Here is an 18,284-nt window from a genome sequence, read left to right as displayed (position 1 = left end):
TAGTTTAGTTTGTTTTAGTACAAAGCTGGCGCGGCGATCTCACTCCCACTATCTCCCCTTACTTTACAACCCCCCAACTCCCAATGTCCACTTAACCCCACTATTTTTCATCCAACAACACTAGTTTTATTCTATTCTAGATTTATACTTATTTATCATATACAAAAATCTAAAATGAGGAGATTTAAATATAATGAATAATAAAATAAAATGCTTAAGTTCCCTATATAGAGGCTAAAAATGTTCAATTGCCCCTTAAAGATTCAGAAATAGATTCAAATCACACAAACATTGAGTTAACTACCCCTAATCAAAAAAAATATCACAAACACAACTAATAAAAATCCTATTAAAAAGGCTAACAAAAACTCAAATAACCTTAAATTTACTTCTACTATAATAAACACTCCTACCAATTTAAATGACTCTACTCAAAAAACAACTCTTCAAAACAAAATCAGTATTTCACACAATATTCAATTTTATCCTCCTATAATCAGTGGACGCAATACTAGCCGCCTAAGTGGATATTCTGGTGAAAGAGAGCCTCAACAATATCCGGAAGAAACATACTACTCAATTTTTGTTGATCAAACCCCTCCTAGTTATAATCTAAATCCTAAGCCATTTACAAAAACTTCTGACGACAATTATTTTATAGAAAAAACTAAAGCAACAGAAATAGTAATCTCAGAGGATGAAGAAGATATAGAAAACGAAGAAGATTACGCTGAAAATCTTGAAAACGAATATCAAACCTCACATGACAATGATAAAAACGAAGAAGATAAAAATATAAAAGAAAACAATAACAAATTGTCTCTCACAAAAACCAAAAATAATGTTATAAAAGCACTTATACTAGCTAAACAAATAACATCTGACTGGAAATCAATATATGACCTCAACCACATGAAACTAGAATCTGAAAAACTAAAGTACCAAGCAAAAGTAAATAATCTTAACAAAAACAAATTAACAGAAGATCTTGCAAATCTTTTAAGTGCAATTGAAGAAAGTTTAAATGATACTACACATCTTACTAATATTTATGATTACTTTGACAATCCTAAAAAATATCTAAATGTAAAGACAGTATTAGAAAAAACAAAATCAGAAGTAAGTTCTTGGCTTTCAAATGTGCAAAGCAGTATTCATAACGATTATCACTCATATGAAGAAATAAAATCATCCAACGGAGCAGCTCCATATACTAAAACCAACTTAAAAAAAGTAGTAAGATTACTTAACAAGACTACTGCTAATCAATAATTTCAACTCTTTAACACTTTAAAAATCCCTAAGATAGGCTTATTAGCCTATCTTTATTTTATATTCTCAAAAAATTTATTCCTATAAATTTGATAATTCCTCTTTTATGCTTTATATTTACCAATAAATAAAATAAGTATATATTAACAATAAATACCTATAATTAAGGAAAATATTTTAATGAAAAAGCTTTTACTTATATTTACATTATTAACTTTACTAGGAATAATATCTTGCAATATTAGTTCTAAATCAGGCAAAAAACAAATTTTAAATTATATTCCAAATAATAAATTACACGAAATAGGAATTTCTGCAACCCCTGATACTCTAAATAATAAGTTGCATAAAACAAAAATTCCTATATTTCCTGAAAAAAAAGAAAATACAACTCAAATAGAAGATGAAAAAAAATTAACACAAGAAAACATAAAAAGTTTGCAAAAGTTTCTTAGTGACTCTAAAGACTATCACAGTGACCTAGCACTTATTTACAATCGCTATATTAAATATAGCGATCAAATTATGACTTACACTCAGTGTAGTGAATCTACTATAGAATTTTGCACTAGCAACACAAACTCTAAAATACGAACAATGGCCGTTGAAAAACTAAAAGACTCTGATCTGATTAAAGATTTACAAACAATAGCGGAATCTATAAAAAGTACTAATCCTCAAGCATTGAATAATTCAATTGAAAGCTTAAAACAAGCCATAGAACAAGCTTATCTTGTAAAAGATAACAATAATGCTAATTCATTTAAAACCATCAAAGATGTAGGTGAGGCTTTCATTAGTACTATAAATACTGCAGTAACAGCTTATATCGATGCCTTTGTTACCATCACTTCTAACTTTAACTCTAACAATTTCATCGAGGCTGCTCAAGCTTTTGCTAACGCTGCTAAGATCTTCCATAAAGAAGTTGACATCGTAGCTTTTAGCCCTATAATTATGACATTAAGAGGAATGGTTTTCCAACTAAACAACTCTATAGAACAAACAAAACAATATACTATCAACCTGAATGACAATCACTACACTGGAGGCACAACTTTTGCTAATGCTATTAATACACTAATTTCCGCTTATAAACATGCTACTAATTAATATATACAAATAATAATTATATAAATAAGTATAGGATCTTTATTATATAAAGATCCTTACAATTAAGCGCATATACAAACTTTAAACATAAAGTTTGTGATAAAAATTCACAGCATAAAAACTTATCCCCCCACGAAGAAAAACCTCTTTTTTATTACACATAATAGCAAAAAGCTTTATCAAAGGCCTTATTATCAATTTAAATTTATCATTAACAGTTTAAAAATACCTTTCAAATTTGGTTATATCATATAGTAAATAAAATAAAAATTTGAAAGATACTCACTTAAATAAAATAATTTAAAGAGGATCTCCCTTTTAAGAAAGACCCTCTATTTCAAAAAACCAACCTAAACCCTAATTATCCCCACATATTTTCTTATTTTTTAAAACTAGCTAGAGCAGATTTTGCTTCTTCAACAAATTCTTTAATTCTTTGAAGATCTGCCTTTCCTTCATTAATCTTGATAGAAGAAGATAATGCCTGTTCTAGTGAATTTTTTGCATATCGTCTTGCATCCATGGATAACACTGTTAACTCATATTCTCTTATTAAATATCTATTTGTCACTCTCTGTAATCTTCTGATAATAGATTCATTTAAAGTTTCTTTAGCTTTTTCAAATAGACTCTTTGCAGATTTTATATTATTTATTGCAATATCAATTCTAGTCATAATAACATCAAGATTAGAAAACTCAACTTTTAACTGATTTTGTAAACGAATTAATGCCCGCCTCTTTTCACTTTGATTCCTAAAATTTGTTCCTAACAATTCTTTTTCATATTGAACTTTCTCATATAAATCTTGAACAGACACATTAATTTGCCCGTATTTATCTTTAAGTTTATGGGCTTCTTCTATCAATAATAAAAAACTAGAATTTTGAAGAGCATTTTCTACCTCTTTAATTGCCTCCTCTGCTTCTTTTTCTTCCTTAGTATCTGGAGTTAAATTCTTATCTTTTATCTCTATTTTTTCTTGTTGAAGCACTGGCATCTCTGGTATACCATTCACACGAACTACAGAGGATTCCAAAACCTCATTAACAGGAGCAATAGGAACTTCATTAACTGAAGCAGCCTGCACAACTTGCCGTACTCCTTCTTCAGTCTTTTTAAGAATACCTACTTGTTTTTCTTTAACTTTTTGATCTTCTTCTATAGATTTTAAATTTTCTACCTTGTTATTTTCTTCTAAAAACTTTTCTCTTGCTTTGCCTAGCAATTCATTTAAAGCATTTATATCACATGATAAAAAACACAATAGTGTTAACATACATATTACCAAAATGTTTTTCTTCATATTTCCCTCCGGAGATGTCAATTTATTTAATTATCAAATCTCTACATTGAAATACAATAATTATTGGTAAATATATACCTTTTATTTTAAATTTCAAATAAATCTATTAAATTAATACAAAATTATCGGTATGACATACTTATAAGATCTGAGATAACTATTTAAATAAATAAAACTTATACAATACAACATCAAATACAAAAAAATAGATTTATCCTAACTATTATAATCAATTACATACAAATTAAACTATTTAAATAAATAATTAACATCAGCTTTACTTGCAAAAGAACTTTACTAACATACTAAGCAAAACTAATCTAATGAAACAACCAAAAAAGAATTAATAATGAAATACTTTTCTATATCTTGTTTTAGCACAAACCTTAATACTAAAAGTATCAGAAACCATATCTCCACAAAAGAAGTGAAGACAATTAAGAAATCATTACCTAAATTAACAAGTGAAGATAAGAACTGATTTTTCTTTTCAAGTTCTTCTATTCCATTATTACAAGAAAGAAATAATGTTGCACAAATACCTTTTAATCTAATATTTTTAATATTTATTTTCATATATTACGTACACCCTCTTTCCCATCCTTCAATTAAAAAGAGGCCAAACATAAAAAAAGGAAAACTACTCTCATATAGAGAAGTGTTTTCCTTTAATAACTTTATTATTTAATTTACTTATTTCTTATTATTTATTTAGTAACAGTACTAGCTTCAATAGTTTCTGAGGACAGATCTTCTTGTTTAACTCCAGCTAGTGTTTCACTTATCTTTTTTAAACCAGTATCAACGGTATTTCTAATAGCAATTATAAGAGTACTTAATATCTTATTTACAGCACTAGCTGCTACAGCATTTACTGCATGAGCTGATTTTTCTTCACTTTGCTTAGCAGAAAATTTACCATCTTTTGCCATAGCTCTTAAGGCAATGCCAGCTGCTATTACTGCATCATTTTTTACTGCGGCATTAAGATTTTGAGAAGCCTTAGTAGCAACTGCAATCTCTGCCGCATTAGTTACTGCATTAAGATTTTGAGTCTTAGCATCTCCTGACTTTGATATAGCTCTCAATATATCAGCACCAGTTACTGCTCCAATAGATGCGCTCGCTGCTGCTGCATGCGTTTCATCACCATCATTACTACTTTTTTGACCAAACAACTTACCAATTGTTATTTGCTGTGCGTTATTAGTCTTAGTAGCATTAGCGTCTCCTTTATCCTTTAAAGCAACTCCAACCATCTCTCTAATTCCTTTAACAAGTGCGTTTACACTTGCAATATCTGCCGGTACAGCATCCTGGCCATTAGTAGGAATACCACCAATAGCTTCGCTATCTACAAGTCCCACTTGCTGCCTCCTTAGCACCTGCTGCAATTCTATCTAATGTATCTGTAATAAACGTATCAACTACTTCTTTGATTTTTATATAATTCCCATTTTTAGCAACTTCTGCTAATAAATTTTCCTTAACTGATATCATAGTCTTTTCAATATTAGTGAAATACTTTCCTATATCTTCTTTTTTAGTATCAACATTAATACCCAAAGTGTCCGTCACCATATCACCAAAGGAAATAAAAATATCTAAAAACCCTTTCCCTAAATTAGCAAGTGAGGATAAGAAAGTATTTCTCTTTTCAAGTTATTCTATCCCATTATTACAAGAAAGGAATAAAGAGAAAAATAATGTTGCACAAATACTTTTTACACTAATATTTTTAATATTTATTTTCATAAGTTACATGCACCCTTCTTCCCTTTCCCTTAACTAAAAAGACTAAATACAATAAAAAAGATAAACAGCGCTCATGTGAAGCAATGTTTCCCTTAAATGACTTTATTACTTTATTTATTGCTTATTAAATTCCAATTATTGATTTTTAGAATCAGTAGTTACAGGAGTATCATTAGAATTAATTTTCATAACGACTTTAACTTCCTGAAGTCCTTCATCTATTGTTTTTCTTATTGCTATAGCTAATGTATCTAATGCTTTATTTACCGCACTAACTGCTGCTCCTTTAACAGCAACAGCAACATCATTACCAGTAGTAGTACCATTAGCAAATTTACCACCCTTAGCCATCGCTCTTAAAGCTATGGCTCCTGCTATAGTTCCATCTTTTGCATTAGACACAACACCAGAAGAAATAGCTCCAGTATTATTAGCTAGCTTAGCAGAATCAGGATTTTTAGCCATAGCTTGTAATATGTCAGCACCAGTTACTGCTCCTACAGCTTTTGCTGCATCTGCTGCTACTTGTTTATCATTAGAACTAGCTCCAGCACTACCATCAAATAATTTATCTGCTCCATCACCATTCCTTGCATTAAGAGCATCTGCTTTCTTATTATCACCAGCATCAGATTTTCCTTTATCTCCAAGTACTACGTCTACAATAGTCTTAATTCCATTTACTAAGTTTGCAACTCCAGTTCCAACAGCACCACTTTTATTGCTATTGCCAGTCTCAATATTACCAAGAAGTTCACTAGCACCATCAATAGCCTCACTAGCGGTCTTTGCACCTTCAATGATCTTAGTAAGTTTTTCATTTAAAGTTGTTACAGCAGTCTCAGTTGCAGCAGTATTAGGATTTTCTTCTCTCTTCATGTTCTCAATAATTTTATTAAGCTTACTCTTAACTCCTTCTACAGTTTTTTGAATATTTTTAAAGTAATCTCCAACCTCAGACTTTTTAGTATCCTTATTAAATCCTAAAACACCACCAAATGAATCGCCAAAAGAAGTGAAAACAGATAAGAAGTCATTACCTAAATTAGCAAGTGAGGATAAGAAAGAATTTCTCTTCTCAAGTTCTTCTATTCCATTATTACAAGAAAGGAAAAGAGAGATAAATAATGTTGCACAAATACTTTTTATCCTAATATTTTTAATATTTATTTTCATATATTACGTGCCTCCCTTTTTTCCCATTCCTTAAATAAAGAGGCTAGACATAGAAAAAGGGAAACAACTCTTATACAAAAAGAATTTCCCTTTAATGATTTTATCTAATTAATACTTACTACTTATTTAGTAACAGTACCAGATTCTGTAGCTTCACCAGTGCTCTCAGAATACTTTATTTCCTTAACAGCTTCTCTTACTTTTTCTAGATGTTTATTTACTATTTTACTAATTATTAAATCAAGTATTCCTAGTACCTTATTTACAGCACTAGCAGCAGCTGCCTTAACTGCTCCAGCATCATCATTATGAGCACTAAATTTACCCTTTTTAGTCATAGCTTTTAGTGCAACAGCTGCTACTAGATCAGCATTGGTAGCAGCCTTTGCACCATTGTTACCCGCTGCATTGCTACCAGTAGCTAATTCGCCAGCATTATTGCTGGCAGCAGCATCAAGAGCACCTTCTTTAGTCGTAGCATTTCTAATTTTGTCAATCATTGCCCATGAATCTGCTTTAGACACCTCATCAGCTAATTTAGAACCACCCCCTGCAGCAGTTACAGTCCCACCAAGTATATCAGTTGCAGTATTATCTGCAGCAGAAGCTCCAGCACCGCCATCATCTCCAGGCTTAATTTTTATGCCAGAATTCTCTGCTAAGTCAATAATCATCTTTACACTTTCAATTACAGTCTTAACATCACCAGGATTAGCAGCTACTGCAGCACCAGTACTATTATGACCAATATCAGTACTATCAACCGCTCCAGCAAGTTTAGTTATAGAGTCAATTAGCTTTGAAATCACTTCATCAATGGCTTTTTTAACTGCTTCTTTAACAGCTGCAACACCTTTGGTATCAGCATGTGGAGTAGAAGATATTTCCTTTGCTAAACCATCCAATTTCTCTTTAGTATCTTCTAATCCTTTTTTGACCTTATTAAAGTGTTCTCCTACTTTGTTTTTTGGGTCATCAGATTTAACAGCATTAAATCCTAATGCATCACCAAATGAACCAAAAATTTCTTGAAATCCATGACCTATTTTTATAAGAGAATCAAAGAAAGTATTTTTCTTCTCAAGTTCCTCTATTACTCCACTATTACAAGAAAGGAATAGAGAGATAAATAATGTTGCACAAATACTTTTTATCTTAATATTTTTAATATTTATTTTCATATATTACGTGCCTCCTTTTTTCTCTCTCCTTTAAATAAAGAGGCTAAATATAAAAAAAAGGGAACGACCCTCCTATAAAAGAAGCATTCCCTTTAATGACCTTATTTTCTACTTTAGTATCTATTTATTTAGTAGTAGGTTGAGTAGTACCAGATTCTATCGCATCACCATCATTCTCTGAGTATTGTATTTTCTTAACAACTTCTCTTATCTTTTCCAGATTGCTTGCTACTGTTTTCCTAATTATCTCGTTCAGTACTCCTAATACCTTATTTACTGCATTTGCTGCTGCTGCTTGTACTGCGCCAACCTCTTCATCATTACTATTAACACTAAATTTACCTTTTTTAGTCATGGCCTTTAGTGCAACAGCTGCTGCTAAGTCTGCAGTACTTTTTGCTCCAGTACTATTAGCGTGAGTAGTAGCTTGAGTAGCCAGGGCTACTACTTCATTAGTAGTATCATTAGCAAGTTCACCACCAGCGTCAGTCTTAGCCTTCCCAATCTTACTAATCATTGACCATGCATCTGCTTTAGCAACCTCACCTGCTAGTAAAAGACCAGCTTTAGCGCCAGCTTTATTACTATTTTTACCAACAAGTGCAGCAGGGGCCTTATCACCATCAGAATTAGCCACTGGACCACCATCATTTCCAGGTTCAATCTTTATTCCAGACCCTTTGGCAGTCTCAATTATTTCTTTAACTCCTTCAATAGTAATCTTAACGTCATCACCATCAGCACCAGTAGGTTTTGAATTATAATCAACAGCAATAGGAGTATTATCTTTAGTTACACTAGCCAATTTAATTAATGCACCAATTAATTTATCAAAAATATCATTTGCACCTTTAATTGCACTATTAATAGCTTCAACACCCTTAGTATCAGCATTTGGAGTAGCAACTATTTGTTTTGAGAACTCCTCTAATTTAGTTTTAGTACTCTTTAATCCCTCTCCTATTTTTTCAAAGTGTTTTCCTACCTTATCTCTAGTATCAGTAGATTTAACAGCAGTAAATCCTAAAGCATCATCCATAGAATTACCAAAGGAAGTAAAGACAGATAAGAAGTCATTACCTAAATTAGCAAGAGAGGATAAGAAAATATTTCTCTTCTCAAGTTCCTCTATTACTCCACTATTACAAGAAAGGAATAGAGAAATAAATAATGTTGCACAAATACTTTTTACTCTTATATTTTTAATATTTATTTTCATATATTACGTGCCTCCTTTTACCTTTCCCTTAAACAAAGAGGCTAGACACAAATAAAAAAAGGAAAACTACTCTCACATAGAAAAGTGTTTCCCTTAAATCAATTTTATTATTTAGTTTGCGTAATTTTCTTAAAAGCTAATCAATTTTTACCCTCAATTGCCCCATCAATAATAGCCTCAGAATATTTTATTTCCTTAACTGCTCTCCCTATTTTTCTAGATTGCTTACTACTGTCTTTATAATTATTAAGTCAAGTATTCCTAATAACTTATTCACTGCACTTGCTGCAGCTGCCTTAACTGCTCCAACTTCATTAGATTGAGCTTGAGAAAATTTACCATCCTTAGTCATAGCCTTTAGTGCAACAGCTGCTGCTAGATCAGCAGTAGTTTTAGCCCCAGCATTAGCATTACTAGCAGTAGCAGTAGCTAATACTCCAGCTTCAGAACTAGCAACAGGAACAGCAGGCGTAGTAGAGGTGGTATTATTAATCTTATCGATCATTGCCCACGGGTCAGCATCAGATACTGCCTTAGCTAATTTAGAACCATCCCCCTGGATAGCTTGAGCATTACTGATTAGTGCTCTAGGTCCTTCTCCATTAGCCACTGGATTACCATTATTTCCTTTTTGAATAATATTTATACCCAAATTCTTTTCTACTTCATTTGCTACATCAACAATTTTTTTTACATTTTTAATCACAGATTTCACGCTATCTTCATTGGCACCAGCAGCAGCACCCTCAGCAATATCAATTTCAGCATTAGTTACTTCAGTTAGCTTAGTCAAAGAGTCAATTAGCTTTGAAATTACTTCATCAATAGCTTTTTTAATTGTTACCGTAACATCTTCAACATCTTTAGTATCAGCATTCTTTGTTTTAGATATTTTATCAGATAAAATACTTAGTTGATTCTTAGTATTTTCTAATCCTGTTTTGACCTTATCAAAGTGTTTTCCTACTATATTTCTCTTATTGTCAGATGTAACAGCACTAAATCCTAATGCATTCCCAATAGAATCCCCAAAGGAAGTAAAGACATTTAAGAATTCATCACCTAAATCAGCTAAAGACTTTAAGAATTTACTCTGAGGAGTCTCTTCAGCAACAGCTCCACTACCACAAGAAAGGAATAAAGAGATAAATAATGTTGCACAAATACTTTTTACTTTAATATTTTTAATATTTATTTTCATATATTACCTGCATCATTTTTTCCCTTCCGTTAACTAAAGAGGCTAGAAACAACAAAAAGGAAAACTACTCTCATATAGAAAATAGCTTTCCTTAAATGACTTTATGATTTAATGATTTATAATTCTTTATTTTTGTCCACTAGCTGTTATGTCTGCTGTATTAGTAGTATCTTCAGATTTATCTTCTTGTTTAACCGTAGCAAGAACATCATTTATCTTTCTTAAACCATTATCAACAGTATTTCTTATTGCTATTATTAAAGTATTTAATGTCTTATTTACTGCACTTACTGCTACACCCTGAGCTCCCCCAACTTCAGTGTCTTTTCCAGAATCAGCACTCTTTACAAAAATATTACCACCCTTGGCCATAGCTCTTAAAGCAATACCAGCTGACATTACTGCGTCTTTTTTTGTTGCTGAATCTAAATCAGTAGTCCCACCGGAATCACATTTAGCCATTGCAAGCCCTGCTGCATCTTTGGCCTCTTTTGCTTTAACATCTACTTTATCACTACTAGAATTAGCTATAGCTTTAAGTATATCAGCGCCAGTAACTGCACCTATAGATGCACCTGCCGCTGCTATATGTTTAGCTTCTGCTCCTCCATTAGTAGTATTATCCCCAAATAATTTTCCTATTTCTTGCTTGTCATTAGAAGTAGCTTTAGTCACATCTTTTGTTCCATCACCTTCTTTTTCCAGTACCACTTCAACTATAGTTCTTATTCCTTTAACTAAGTTCCCTACACTAGTTGCATCTGCTCCTGTGCTACTATCAGCAGCTTTTTTTATATCTCCTAATTTACCAGTAGAATCTTTAAAACCACTAAATGCTTCCTCAGCGCCCTTTTCTATTGTTACTAATTTTTCAACAAATTTCTCAACCTCTTTTTTCACTTTTGAATAGTGTTCATTCTTAACAACTTCAGATGTCAATTGCTCTTTAACTGTTTTCATAGTCTCTATTATTTTAGTGAAACACTTTCCAATCTCTGATTTTTTAGTATCCGATTTAATTCCTAAAGTATCAGTAAACATCTCACCAAAAGAAGCAAAAACATCTAAGAAGTTTTGTCTTAAATTAGATATGGAGAGTATAGACTGATTTTGTTTTTGAAGTTCTTCTATTCCATTATTACAAGAAAGGAACAAAGAGATAAATAATGTTGCACAAATACTTTTTAATCTAATATTTTTAATATTTATATTCATATATTACGTGCCTCTTTCTTTACCCTATCCTTTAACTAAAGAGGCTACACACAAAAAAAGGAAAAAACTACTCTCACACGGAACAGTATTTCCCTTTTTTAATGACTTTATTATTTAGTTTTCTTATTCTATTTATTATTTACTTAACCTCACCAGCTTCAATAGTGACAGGAGTATCACTATAATTAATTTTCATTGCTTCTTTAACAGTCTTAAGGCCTGAATCAATGGTCTTTCTTATTGCTATTGTGAGTGTATCTAGTGCCTTATTTACTGCACTAATTGCTGCATTTTTAACCTCAATAGCATAATCACTAGCACCTAGATCAGAACGATTAGCACCAGGAAATTTACTATTCTTAGTCATAGCTTTTAACGCTATACCTCCGCTATAGTTCCATCTTTAGCATTAGCTTTAGCAGCATTAGTAGCAATAGATTCACCATTTGTAACTATGGATTGTAAGATATCAGCACCTGTTACTGCTCCAACAGCTTTTGCTGCATCAACACCAGTTTTCTTGGCATTATTATTAGCAATAGCAGCACTAACAAATAATTTTCCTGCCTCACCATCACCAGTCGTTCTTGCATCACCATCACTAGCTCTATGCTTAGTTCCAGCCTCAGGATTGCCTTTACCCTCTTTTAATACTATCTCTACAATTTTTTTAATTCCATCAGTAAGTGACTTAATCGCACCTGCCTCACCAGCAGCATCATTAACATCAACATTACCGAGTTCACTAGTATCATTGCCAATAGCCTCACTTACAATCTTAGCTCCTTCAATTATCTTATTAAGTGTGCCATTAACGAATTTACTTATTTCACTCCCCACCGCAGTAGCATTAGGATTTCCTTTATCTTTCATATCAGCAACAATTCTTTCAAGAGCTGTCTTGGTTCCTTGTACAGTTTCTTGAATCTTTTTAAAGTAATCTCCAACCTTAGACTCTGGAGTCTTAGTATCAAACCCTAAAATACCACCAAGTGAATCACCAAAAGAAGGAAAAACATCTAAGAATCCTTGTCTTAAATTAGATATAGAGCGTAAAGACTGATTTTCCTTTTGAAGTTCTTCTATTCCATTATTACAAGAAAGGAATAGAGAAATAAATAATGTTGCAAAAATACTTTTTACTTTAATATCTTTAATATTTATTTTCATATATTACGTGCCTCCTTTTCCCCACCTTTAACTACAGAGTCTAGATATAAAAAAGGGAGACAGTTCTCATATAGAGAACTGTCTCCCTTTAATGACTCTATTATTTATTCTCTTAATTTGCCTTATTACTTACTTGGTTCTAAAACTGCTGATTTTGGACCTCTTGCTTTATCTATTTCTCCTTTAGCTTTCCCAAGAACATTTTTTACTGTCTTTTTAATTATATCTTCTACTGCCACTAATAATTTATTTGCTGCAGTTATTCCTACTCCTTCTGATTCTTTTTGTTCGCCTGTACTACCATTGTTTCCTCCTGCTGCTAGTTTACCCTCTTTAACCAAAGAACGTAATGCTATTCCTCCTGCTACTGCTGCTGCTTTAGCGTTTTCAGAATTTGCTAGGTTACCTGCCGTTCCTCCTTTTGCAAATTTTAATGCACTTGTTGAACCATCTGCATTGCCTGATACCCCTGTATCTGCATCTCCCTCTTGTGATCCAACTATTGAAGCTAGCATTTCCCCACCACTTACACTTGCTAGTATTGCTGCTGCTTTAGCTGGAGCATTTTGTGTTGCACCTCCATTTGTAGATAATATTTTGGCTCCATCTTTATTATCTACCCCTACTCCTCCAACTTTCAATGTTGTATTTCCAGCGTCTAATGCTTTAATAACACCTGAAACTTTTGCTAATTCTACAATTTCTCTTAATGCTTTAAATATATTTTTTAACTCACCTGGATTTGCTGATACTCCTTGTGTATCACCGGTTGCCGCACAACCCACCTTGTTAGAATCACCTATGCTTTTTAAGGATTCTAAATGTCCTTTTAATGTCTCCAATGTCTTCTTAGCTGTATCAACAGCTTCTCTAATGGCTAAAGCTATTGGTCTCTCTTTAGCTCCTTCCACTTCTGACTTTTTTGCTACTTCTTCTAACCTTTCTGATGCTTTTCCAAGTTTCTCACCCAGACCACCAAAATAACCTGCCACATCACTCTTTTTTGTCTCTGCAGTTACTCTAAAGCCTAGTGTATCTGATATAAGATCAATAAAAGAGTAAAAAACATTCTCAGTACTTCTACCTACATCCATTAGTACTGAATTTAATCTATTTTCAGCTTCTGCACTCTCCCCTGAATTATTACAAGAAAGGAAAAGAGAGATAAATAATGTTGCACAAATACTTTTTACTCCAATATTTTTAATATTTATTTTCATATATTACGTGCCTCCTTTTAAACCCACCCTTTAACTACAGAGGCTAAACACAAATAAAAAAAGGAAAACATCTCTCCTAAAAATAGAAAAGTGTCTTCCTTAAATGATTTTATTATTTAATTATCTATTTCCCATTAGTTATTTATTAACAGGACTAGCTTATACAACATTTGTTCCAGTAGTTTCAGAATACTTTATTTTTCAACAGCATCTCCAATTTTACCAAGTTCAAGATTCACTGTTTTCATAATTATTAAATCAAGTATTCCTAATACCCTATTCACAGCACTTACTGCAGCTGCTTTAACTGCTTCAACATCTTGGATAACAGAACTAAATTCATCAGTTTTAGTCATCGCTCGCAATGATAATGGTGCGTCACAAATGAGGTATTATCTAAGACAGTTGGCAAAAATGTAAATGATATAGTGTCTTAACAACTATGATTAAATAGTGATGTTATTCTTAAAACATTAGCTAAGATTAATCATTATGACATTAATTCTGCCCACTAAAGATACGAAAGTAGAGATGATTCCTCAAATTTCATGCCAAATAAAATATCTCAATGCCTTTAACAGTGACATTTAATTTATTAAAATAATTACCCTAACATCAGACTTTTTATTTTTAAAATCAAAGCTAAATACCTACCTACTAAATGCTCTATTTCTCTTTTTATCTATCTTTTACCTCCCTTGTTTTTATCTATTAAGTCTAAAGAATTAAAATATATAAACTATAAATGAAATGCCATACTTAAATTAACAAATAACCAATGCATACAATAATATTGTTTTACCTTAATATACTAAAAGAGAGCCCTAAAGCTCTCTTAAATTATTTCATCACACAATCTCTTAACTACCTTTTCTTACACAACAAGTATCATAGTTATGATTACTCTAATTATTCAGTAGCCTTATTCTCCAAAACTTTCTCTCTGTTTAACTTCTCCTAATACTTTACTAATCTCTTTTAACCCAACATCCACTGTATTTCTGATTGCTATTGTTAGTGTACTCAAAACTTTAGTTACTGCATTTGCTACCACTCCATTGACTGCATTAACATTTTTGCTATCAGAGTTAGTGTTGTTACCCACAAATGTACCATTCTCTGCCATAGCTCTCAATGCGATTCCTGCGGCTATTACTGCATCATCTTTTAATGAACTACTAAACTCTTCGGAGGCTGCATTAGCAACTGCAATCTCTGCTGCATTAGTTACTGAAGTAATAGCTTTATTAGTAGCAATTCCTGACTTTGATATAGCTTTTAATATATCGGTACCAGTTACGGCTCCAATTGATGCACTTGCTGCTGCAGCTTGTTGTTCTGTTCCATCAGAAGCATTCACACCAAGCAATTTACCTATTATTTTTTGCTGATTATTATTGATCTTACTAACCTCTGCATCACCTTGTCCTTTTGATACCACCTCAACAATTGCTTTAATTCCCTTAATTAATGAATTAACACTGTCAACTTTTGCTGGAGCAGCATTTTGCCCTTGCTTAGCGTTTCCAATAGCACCTGCGCCTGTAGCTCCTTTAGCTGCTTCTTTAGCCCCTTCTGAAATCTTATCTAATGTCTCTTTAATAAATTTCTCAACCTCTTCCTTTACTTTTGGATAATTACCATTTTCTGCCACAATATCATTTAATTTTTCTTTAGTTTTGTTAATAGTGTAAGCAAACTTAGTAAAATACTTTCCTATATCGCTTTTTGTAGTATCAGCTCTTATTCCCAAAGTATCAGTAAACATCTCACCAAAGGAAGTAAAAATATCTAAGAATTGTTGTCTTAAATTAGATATAGAGAGTATAGAATCCCTTTGCTTTTCAAGTTCTTCTATTCCATTATTACAAGCAAGGAATATAGAGATAAATAATGTTGCACAAATACTTTTTACTCTAATATTTTTAATATTTATTTTCATATATTACGTGCCTCATTCTTTCCATACCCTTTAATTAAAAGAAGCTATATAAAATTAAAGGAAAACACCTCTCATATAGAGAAGTGCTTTCCTTTAATGACTTTATTATTTAGTCTACGTAAATCTTATTAAATTTTAATCAGTTCTTACCTTCAGTTGTCTCACTAGTAGTCTCTGAATATTGTATGCCCTGAATAGCTTCTCTTACTTTCTCTAAACTTTTTGATACTGTTTTTCTAATTATTTCGTCTAATACTCCTAATACCTTATTTACAGCACTTGTTGCTGCCCCTTTAACTGCGCCCTCTTCATCAGAATTTTGAGCACTAAATTTACCACCCTGAGTCATTGCTTTAAGAGCAACAGCTGCTGCTAAGTCAGCATTTGTCTTTGCTCCAACATTATTAACTCCAACACCAGCAACAGCAGTTGCTAGTTCTCCAGCATCATAATTGCTAGCAGCAAGAACAGTACCTGTTTTAGCATCTTTGATTTTATCGAGCATTGCCCACGGATCAGCTTGAGCAACTCCTCCAGCTAAAGCAGGACCAGCATTAGCATCAGCTTTATTATTACCTTTACCAACAAGCACAGCAGGGGCCTTAGACCCATCATTAGTTACCGGATCACCGGCTTTTCCAATATCAATCTTTACTCCAGAGCCAATAGCAGTACCAATTATCTCTTTAATTTCTGTAATAATAATTTTAATATCATCAACAAGAGCAGGCTTTGGCGCACCACCGGTCTCTGCATCACCAATCTTATCAGTAGCCTTAGTTACTCCAGCAAGTTTAGTTAATGCAGTAATTAGTTTGTCAAAAACATCATTTGCACCTTTAATTGCATTTTCAACGCCTTTAGTATCAGAATTTTTTGTTTCAGATATTTTACTTGATAATTCATTTAACTTATTCTTAGTTGCTGTTAGTCCATCTCCTATTTTCTTAAAATGGTCTCCTACTGCACTTCTATTATCAGTAGATTTAACAGCGCTAAATCCTAATGCGTCTCCTATTGTATTCCCAAAAGAAGTGAATATTTCTTGAAAGCTATGACCTATATTTACAAGAGAATCAGCAAAAGTCTTTTTCTTTTCAAGCTCTTCTATTACTCCACTATTACAAGAAAGGAATAAAGAGATAAATAATGTTGCACAAATACTTTTTATTCTAATATTTTTAATATTTATTTTCATATATTACGTGCCCCATTTCTTCCCTACCCTTTCACTAAAGAGGCTAGATACAAATAAAAAAAGGAAAACAACTTAGTGTTTTCCTTTAATGACTTTAATTAGTTTATACTTATATTCTTCTAATCTTAATTAATTCTTAGCCTCATTAATCACAGGAGTATCATTAGAATTAATTTTCATTGCCCCTTTAACAGCTTTAAGGCCATCACCAATTGTTTTTCTTATTGCTATAGTCAATGTATCTAATGCTTTAGTTACTGCACTTACTGCCGTCCCTTTAACTATAGGAGCAACAACTCCTCTATCATCATCACTAGGACCAGCAAATTTACCATTTTTAGCCATTGCTCTTAATGCTATAGCTCCTGCTATAACTGCATCTATTTTAGTATTACCCTGTTCATCTTGAGCATTTGCTAATTTAAAAGCACCACCAGTATCACCTTTAGCAATAGCTTTTAATATATCTGCTCCAGTTACTGCTCCAACAGCTTTCGCTGCATCGGTTGCTGATTTTTTTGCATTTCCATTATCACCAGCATTAGTATCGTTAAACAACTTTCCTGCTTCAGCATCTCGAGCATTGCCACCGGTTCTCGAGCCCGTAGTATCAGCTTTCTGATCGGTACCAGCATCAGAATTTCCTTCTTTTTCGCCAAGCACAACATCTACTATATCTTTAATCCCTTTTACTAAATTTTTCACACCATCACCTTTAGAACCTGTAGCAGCTGTGTGAACAGCAACATTACCAAGTAGTTCACTACCATCATTACCAATAGCCTCACTAACAGTCTTAGCTCCTTCAATTATTTTATCAAGTGTTTCACTAACTAATTTGTTAACAGCAGTCTCAGTTGCAGTAGCATTAGGATTATTGTCATTTTTCATGTTAGTAACAATGTTATTAAGGCCTGTCTTAGTTCTTTCTAGAGTAGTTTGAATTTTCTTAAAGTAATTAGCAACCTCAGACTTTTTAGTATCAGTATTAAAACCTAAAACATCACCAAGTGAGTCCCCAAAAGAAGAGAAGATAGATAAGAAGTCATTACCTAAATTAGCAAGTGAGGATAAGAAAGAATTTCTCTTCTCAAGTTCTTCTATTCCATTATTACAAGAAAGGAATAAAGATATAAACAATGTTGCACAAATACTTTTTATTCTAATATTTTTAATATTTATTTTCATAATTACATGCCTCCTCTCTCCCTTTTCTTTAACTAAAGAGGCTAGACATATAAAAGGAAAACGACCCCTATAAAAGAAGCGTTTCCTTTATGATGACTTTATTAACTCTTTACATCTTTTATAACAAA

At 32.3% G+C, this 18,284-nt stretch carries 12 protein-coding genes and 4 pseudogenes; 2 read left to right on the top strand and 14 right to left on the bottom strand.

Annotated elements, in window-relative coordinates; genetic code table 11:
- The first annotated feature begins 912 nt into the window (after positions 1 to 912).
- A complete protein-coding gene (locus bcCo53_RS08725; protein WP_155806418.1) occupies positions 913 to 1,272 on the top strand; it encodes a hypothetical protein in 360 nt (119 codons plus the stop codon).
- A gap of 180 nt (positions 1,273 to 1,452) precedes the next feature.
- Positions 1,453 to 2,385, top strand: a complete 933-nt coding sequence (locus bcCo53_RS08720) for a hypothetical protein (RefSeq protein WP_028328179.1) — start codon at positions 1,453 to 1,455, stop codon at positions 2,383 to 2,385.
- A 379-nt stretch (positions 2,386 to 2,764) separates the two neighbouring features.
- On the opposite strand, the gene bcCo53_RS08715 is transcribed toward bcCo53_RS08720, so the two are convergent.
- The 14 genes and pseudogenes from bcCo53_RS08715 to bcCo53_RS08650 all read right to left on the bottom strand — a co-directional run bounded on the left by bcCo53_RS08715 (position 2,765) and on the right by bcCo53_RS08650 (position 18,156).
- A complete protein-coding gene (locus bcCo53_RS08715; RefSeq protein WP_028328180.1) occupies positions 2,765 to 3,691 on the bottom strand; it encodes a P12 family lipoprotein in 927 nt (308 codons plus the stop codon).
- Positions 3,692 to 4,006: 315 nt separating this feature from the next.
- On the bottom strand, positions 4,007 to 4,267 hold the full coding sequence (locus tag bcCo53_RS08710; RefSeq protein WP_028328181.1) for a hypothetical protein: 261 nt from the start codon (positions 4,265 to 4,267) through the stop codon (positions 4,007 to 4,009).
- 131 nt (positions 4,268 to 4,398) lie between these two features.
- Positions 4,399 to 5,446: pseudogene (locus bcCo53_RS08705) on the bottom strand (variable large family protein).
- 135 nt (positions 5,447 to 5,581) lie between these two features.
- Positions 5,582 to 6,622: a variable large family protein gene (locus bcCo53_RS08700; RefSeq protein WP_038364877.1), complete on the bottom strand. Its 1,041-nt coding sequence runs from the start codon at positions 6,620 to 6,622 to the stop codon at positions 5,582 to 5,584.
- A gap of 122 nt (positions 6,623 to 6,744) precedes the next feature.
- Positions 6,745 to 7,803, bottom strand: coding sequence for a variable large family protein (locus tag bcCo53_RS08695; protein ID WP_038364880.1), 1,059 nt, complete (start codon positions 7,801 to 7,803; stop codon positions 6,745 to 6,747).
- A 124-nt stretch (positions 7,804 to 7,927) separates the two neighbouring features.
- A complete protein-coding gene (locus bcCo53_RS08690) occupies positions 7,928 to 9,022 on the bottom strand; it encodes a variable large family protein (RefSeq protein ID WP_028328184.1) in 1,095 nt (364 codons plus the stop codon).
- 140 nt (positions 9,023 to 9,162) lie between these two features.
- Positions 9,163 to 10,223 (bottom strand): annotated as a pseudogene (locus bcCo53_RS08685) (variable large family protein).
- Positions 10,224 to 10,349: 126 nt separating this feature from the next.
- Complete coding sequence (locus tag bcCo53_RS08680; RefSeq protein WP_028328185.1) at positions 10,350 to 11,438, bottom strand: variable large family protein; 1,089 nt, start codon at positions 11,436 to 11,438, stop codon at positions 10,350 to 10,352.
- 139 nt (positions 11,439 to 11,577) lie between these two features.
- A pseudogene (locus bcCo53_RS08675) lies at positions 11,578 to 12,608 on the bottom strand (variable large family protein).
- 125 nt (positions 12,609 to 12,733) lie between these two features.
- A complete protein-coding gene (locus bcCo53_RS08670) occupies positions 12,734 to 13,828 on the bottom strand; it encodes a variable large family protein (RefSeq protein ID WP_051428598.1) in 1,095 nt (364 codons plus the stop codon).
- A 159-nt stretch (positions 13,829 to 13,987) separates the two neighbouring features.
- Positions 13,988 to 14,205 (bottom strand): annotated as a pseudogene (locus bcCo53_RS08665) (variable large family protein); the annotation flags it as partial.
- Positions 14,206 to 14,750: 545 nt separating this feature from the next.
- Entirely contained in the window at positions 14,751 to 15,770 is a 1,020-nt protein-coding gene (locus bcCo53_RS08660; protein WP_028328186.1) for a variable large family protein, read from the bottom strand.
- A gap of 139 nt (positions 15,771 to 15,909) precedes the next feature.
- Positions 15,910 to 16,968, bottom strand: a complete 1,059-nt coding sequence (locus bcCo53_RS08655; protein WP_038364882.1) for a variable large family protein — start codon at positions 16,966 to 16,968, stop codon at positions 15,910 to 15,912.
- 129 nt (positions 16,969 to 17,097) lie between these two features.
- Entirely contained in the window at positions 17,098 to 18,156 is a 1,059-nt protein-coding gene (locus bcCo53_RS08650) for a variable large family protein (protein ID WP_038364885.1), read from the bottom strand.
- Between the last annotated feature and the right edge of the window lie 128 nt (positions 18,157 to 18,284).

The organism is Borrelia coriaceae, from assembly GCF_023035295.1.
GTDB lineage: Bacteria > Spirochaetota > Spirochaetia > Borreliales > Borreliaceae > Borrelia > Borrelia coriaceae.
The sequence above is the reverse complement of the archived record's forward strand: the minus strand, read 5'-3'. Positions and strand labels throughout refer to the sequence as shown.

Bases quoted from the DNA above. Each gene is read 5' to 3' on its own strand.
- bcCo53_RS08725 (WP_155806418.1), top strand. From the start codon at position 913: ATGAAACTAGAATCTGAAAAACTAAAGTACCAAGCAAAAGTAAATAAT.
- bcCo53_RS08720 (WP_028328179.1), top strand. From the start codon at position 1,453: ATGAAAAAGCTTTTACTTATATTTACATTATTAACTTTACTAGGAATA.
- bcCo53_RS08715 (WP_028328180.1), bottom strand. From the start codon at position 3,691: ATGAAGAAAAACATTTTGGTAATATGTATGTTAACACTATTGTGTTTT.
- bcCo53_RS08710 (WP_028328181.1), bottom strand. From the start codon at position 4,267: ATGAAAATAAATATTAAAAATATTAGATTAAAAGGTATTTGTGCAACA.
- bcCo53_RS08700 (WP_038364877.1), bottom strand. From the start codon at position 6,622: ATGAAAATAAATATTAAAAATATTAGGATAAAAAGTATTTGTGCAACA.
- bcCo53_RS08695 (WP_038364880.1), bottom strand. From the start codon at position 7,803: ATGAAAATAAATATTAAAAATATTAAGATAAAAAGTATTTGTGCAACA.
- bcCo53_RS08690 (WP_028328184.1), bottom strand. From the start codon at position 9,022: ATGAAAATAAATATTAAAAATATAAGAGTAAAAAGTATTTGTGCAACA.
- bcCo53_RS08680 (WP_028328185.1), bottom strand. From the start codon at position 11,438: ATGAATATAAATATTAAAAATATTAGATTAAAAAGTATTTGTGCAACA.
- bcCo53_RS08670 (WP_051428598.1), bottom strand. From the start codon at position 13,828: ATGAAAATAAATATTAAAAATATTGGAGTAAAAAGTATTTGTGCAACA.
- bcCo53_RS08660 (WP_028328186.1), bottom strand. From the start codon at position 15,770: ATGAAAATAAATATTAAAAATATTAGAGTAAAAAGTATTTGTGCAACA.
- bcCo53_RS08655 (WP_038364882.1), bottom strand. From the start codon at position 16,968: ATGAAAATAAATATTAAAAATATTAGAATAAAAAGTATTTGTGCAACA.
- bcCo53_RS08650 (WP_038364885.1), bottom strand. From the start codon at position 18,156: ATGAAAATAAATATTAAAAATATTAGAATAAAAAGTATTTGTGCAACA.